Source organism: Streptomyces anandii JCM 4720, assembly GCF_014650655.1.
In the GTDB taxonomy this organism is placed as follows: domain Bacteria; phylum Actinomycetota; class Actinomycetes; order Streptomycetales; family Streptomycetaceae; genus Streptomyces; species Streptomyces anandii.
The window spans coordinates 28,562-32,913 of record NZ_BMVJ01000027.1 but is presented as its reverse complement, the minus strand read 5'-3'; the positions used below and the strand labels follow the sequence as shown (position 1 = coordinate 32,913).

Below are 4,352 nucleotides of genomic sequence, written 5' to 3'. Positions count from 1 at the left end.
GCCACGGAACTCATCGTCACCGAACTCCTCAGCAACGCCATCCGCCACGCGACCGGTCCCATCCATCTGCGCCTCCTGCGGGACAAGACCCTGGTCTGCGAAGTCTCCGACGCCAGCAACACCTCGCCCCACCTGCGCCAGGCCGCCGGGACCGACGAAGGCGGCCGCGGCCTCTTCCTCGTCGCACAGCTCGCCCAGCGCTGGGGCACCCGCTACATCCCCCGGGGGAAAGTCATCTGGGCCGAACAAGCGGTCCCGCCACCCTGAACGGACGCCGGCCCGAACCACGCCGACGCGCCGGCCGTCGCGCTCTTCGCGCCGGACCCGACGGGCGATCGCCACGGTGAGCGGGTCGGCCCACGCGCCCGCCTGCCCGAGGCGCCCGGGCGGACCGGGGCCGCGGTCGCCACGCGACTCAGGCCCGCCCGAGCTAGTAAGGAAACTTTCCTAACAGATGAATACCGTCGCGGTAGTTGAGCCGTCAAGACCGCGGGCGGAACCCGGCCCGGCCGTTGACAGACCCCTACGGACGGGCGTACCAATTCGGTCGGCGGTCCGGCGCGGAAGTTGGGAACCGACGCGCTCACCGCATCCCATGCCCGTACGGGCGCGGCCGGATGCCGGTGACCCGACCGTCGGCGGCCGTATGCCGCTCCCAGCCTGATTGCCGCAAAGGCGTCCTGCGGTGCCCGCCTCGGCGCGCCCGCCGGACCGCCGCCTGCCGCAAAGTCGCCCAGGCGCTGCTCATCCCTGTTGTACGCGGGCACCCCCACGCCCCTCATCAAGGAGTTCGGCATGACGCCTACCAGACGCCGGCTGCGACGGACCGCTGTCGCCGCCGGCGCCAGCACCGCGCTGACCCTGCTCGGTCTCGCCAGCGCCCCCGCGGCCCCGGCGGCACAGGCCGCGAGCCCGCAGACCACGGCCGCCGCCGCGAGCGGCGTACCGAAGCTGGACCACGTGGTGGTCGTGACGGAGGAGAACAAGTACTACGAGAACGTGATGGGCAGTTCCGATGCCCCGTACATCAACTCCCTGGCCAAACAGGGAGTTTCCTTCACCGACTTCCACGGCATCACCCACCCCAGCCAGGGCAACTACGTGGCCCTGTTCTCGGGTTCCACGCACGGCATCGCCGACGACGACTGCCCGTACGACTTCGACGGCGACAACCTCGGCAACCAGCTCCTCACGCACGGCGGTTCGTTCATCGGCTACTCCGAGGGACTGCCGTCCGACGGCTCGAAGGACTGCGGGGACAACGACGACGGCGGCTACGCCCGCAAGCACAACGGCTGGGTCGACTTCAAGAACGTGCCCGCCTCCTCCAACCTCCGCCTCGACCGCTTCCCCACGGACTACAGCAAGCTGCCCGACGTCGCGTTCGTGACCCCCACCCTCGACAACGACATGCACGACGGCACCGTGCGGCAGGGCGACGACTGGCTGCGCAAGCACTTCGACGGCTATGTGCAGTGGGCGAAGACCCACAACAGCGCACTGATCGTCACCTGGGACGAGGACGACGGCGACGACAACGTCAACCACATCCCCACGCTGATCGTCGGCGCCCACGTCAAGCAGGGGTACACCGCCACCGCCCGTGGCGACCTCTATTCGCTGCTGCGCACGCTGGAGGACATGCACGGGCTGCCCGCACTGGGCTCGGCCGCCTCGCGCAAGCCCCTCACCGACGTCTGGGACACCGGCGGCACCACGCCGCCGGACGACTCGTCGAACCTCGCCCTGAACCGAGCGGTGCGCACCTCGTCGACCGAGAGCAGCGGCCTCGCCGGGGACAAGGCGGTGGACGGCGACCCCGCCACCCGCTGGGCCAGCAAGGAGGGCTCCGACCCCCAGTGGATCTCGGTGGACCTCGGCGCCGACACCGACATCAGCCGCGTGAAGCTGACCTGGGAGGCGGCCTACGGCAAGGCCTACACCGTCCAGACCTCGCAGGACGGCTCCACCTGGCAGACGGTGTACTCCACCACCAGCGGGAACGGCGGCACCGACGACCTGTCGGTGAGCGGCCACGGGCGGTACGTGCGCGTGTACGGCACCAAGCGCGGCACGTCGTACGGCTATTCGCTCTACGAGTTCGAGGTGTACGGCAAGGGTTCGGCCACCCCGCCGCCCAGCAACAGCGGCAAGGACCTCGACGACCCGGCCAAGAAGGAGATCGCGATGGAGCTGGTCTCCAGCGCGGAGAACTCCTCGCTGGACTGGAAGGCCCAGTACACCTACATCGAGGACATCGGCGACGGCCGCGGCTACACGGCCGGCATCGTCGGATTCTGTTCCGGAACCGGTGACATGCTCGACCTCGTCGAGCACTACACGGACCTGAAGTCCGGCAACGTGCTCGCGAAGTACCTGCCGGCGCTGCGCAAGGTCAACGGCAGCGATTCGCACGCCGGGCTGGGCGACGCCTTCGTCCGCGACTGGCACAAGGCCGCCGACGACGCCGTCTTCCGCCGGGCCCAGGACGACGAGCGGGACCGGGTGTACTTCAACCCGGCGCTCAAGCAGGCCAAGGCCGACGGGCTGCGCGCGCTCGGGCAGTTCGCGTACTACGACGCGATCGTGATGCACGGCCCCGGTGACGAGGCGACCAGCTTCGACGGCATCCGCAAGCGGGCCCTGCGCAGCGCCAAGCCGCCGGCCCAGGGCGGTGACGAGGTGAAGTACCTCGACGCGTTCCTGGACGCGCGCGTGTGGGCCATGAAGCAGGAGGAGGCGCACAGCGACACCAGCAGGGTCGACACCGAGCAGCGGGTCTTCCTGCGCGACCACAACCTCGACCTGAACCCGCCGCTGCGCTGGAAGGTCTACGGCGACTCCTACGAGATCGACGGCTGAGGAAAGGCGGCCGTGTACATCTCGTCGAGCCGGGCCACCACCCCGGCCGCCGATCAGCCGGGGCCCCCCGGGGCCCCGGCGCCCGGGCCGGGTGCGGGGCGGCAAGGACGGCGCCGCGCCCGCACGCCCGCGGGCGTGGCCCCCAACGTGCTGGCGCTGGGAACGGTCAGCCTCGTCACCGACGTGTCGTCGGAGATGATCACCGCGGTGCTGCCGATGTACGTCATCTTCACCCTGGGCCTGAGCCCGCTGCAGTTCGGGGCGCTCAACGGCATGTACGCCGGGGTGACCGCGCTGGTGCGGCTGGCCGGCGGGCACGCGGCGGACCGGTTCGAACGGCGCAAGCTGGTCGCCGGCGGCGGTTACGCGCTGTCGGCGGTGAGCAAGCTGGGCCTGCTCGCCGCGGGTTCCTCGGTCCCCCTGCTCGGCGCGGTGATCGCCGCCGACCGTACCGGCAAGGGACTGCGCACCGGCCCCCGGGACGCGCTGATCTCCCTGAGCAGCGCGCCCGCGGAGCTGGGCCGCGCCTTCGGGGTGCACCGGGCCATGGACACCGCCGGGGCGTTCCTCGGGCCGCTCGTGGCGTTCGCCCTGCTGCTGCTCACGCCCGGCCGCTACGACACGGTGTTCGTGGTGAGCTTCTGCGTCGCCGCCCTCGGGGTGGTGGCGCTCGGGGTGCTGGTGCGCGAGCCGCGCCGGGCCCGCGCGGCCGAGGCGGCGGCCGGGGAAGGGGCCGGGCTGCGTGATGTGCTGGCCCTGCTCAGGCGGGGGGACTTCTTGCGGGTGGGCGGCGCGGCGGTGCTGCTCGGCGCGGTCGTGCTGGGCGATCCGTTCGTGTACCTGCTGCTCCAGCAACGCCTCGGCGTGTCCGAGGAGTTCTTCCCGCTGCTGCCGCTGGGCACGGCGGGCGCCTATCTGCTGCTGGCCGTGCCGCTCGGGCGGCTGGCGGACCGGTACGGGCGGCCGCGGATGTTCGTCGCCGGGCACCTGTGCCTGCTCGCGGCCTGCGCGCTGCTGTTCTTCCCGCGGGCCGGCCTGCCGCTGGTCGTCGTCGTCCTGGTGCTGCACGGTGTGTTCTACGCCGCCACGGACGGGGTGCTCATGGCGGCCGTGGGCCCGCTCGTCCCGGCGCGGCTGCGGGCGGGCGGCCTGTCGCTCGTCCAGACCGCGCAGTCGGTGGCCGCACTGGCCTCGTCGGTGCTCTTCGGGGCGTGCTGGTCGAGGTGGGGGCTGCACACCGCGCTGGTCCTCGCCCTGTCCGCCCTGGCCGTGGCGATCGTCCTGGCGTTGTGCGTCCTGCCCCGCCGGACCTGGAAGCAAGCCGCCGGGAGGGACACCGCCGGCCAGGACCCCGCCGACGCACCCGAGCCCGGTCACGACCCGGAGGAACGCCCCGTATGACCGTCAGGAAACGCCTGTGGATCCTGTTGGCGGCCGCGCTGCTGGCGGCCACCGCCGCCACGGGGTACGTGTGGCACGCACGCGACAGC

3 protein-coding genes and 1 pseudogene are annotated in these 4,352 nt (G+C 71.8%); all 4 read left to right on the top strand.

What is annotated here, in order from left to right; translation table 11 throughout:
• Positions 1-267, top strand: a 267-nt coding sequence (locus IE249_RS39115; protein ID WP_229859682.1) for an ATP-binding protein, incomplete at its 5' end; no start/stop codon positions are given.
• 528 nt (positions 268-795) lie between these two features.
• Positions 796-1,644, top strand: a pseudogene (locus IE249_RS39110) (alkaline phosphatase family protein); the annotation flags it as partial.
• Complete coding sequence (locus IE249_RS40175) at positions 1,642-2,862, top strand: chitosanase (RefSeq protein ID WP_373304510.1); 1,221 nt, start codon at positions 1,642-1,644, stop codon at positions 2,860-2,862. The pseudogene IE249_RS39110 and the gene IE249_RS40175, both read left to right, overlap by 3 nt.
• 12 nt (positions 2,863-2,874) lie before the next feature.
• A complete protein-coding gene (locus IE249_RS31620; protein ID WP_189710367.1) occupies positions 2,875-4,263 on the top strand; it encodes an MFS transporter in 1,389 nt (462 codons plus the stop codon).
• The last annotated feature ends 89 nt before the right edge of the window (positions 4,264-4,352 follow it).

What these genes read in the sequence shown, in the direction of transcription:
- IE249_RS40175 (WP_373304510.1), top strand. Translation starts at nt 1,642, where the DNA reads ATGCACGGGCTGCCCGCACTGGGCTCGGCCGCCTCGCGCAAGCCCCTC.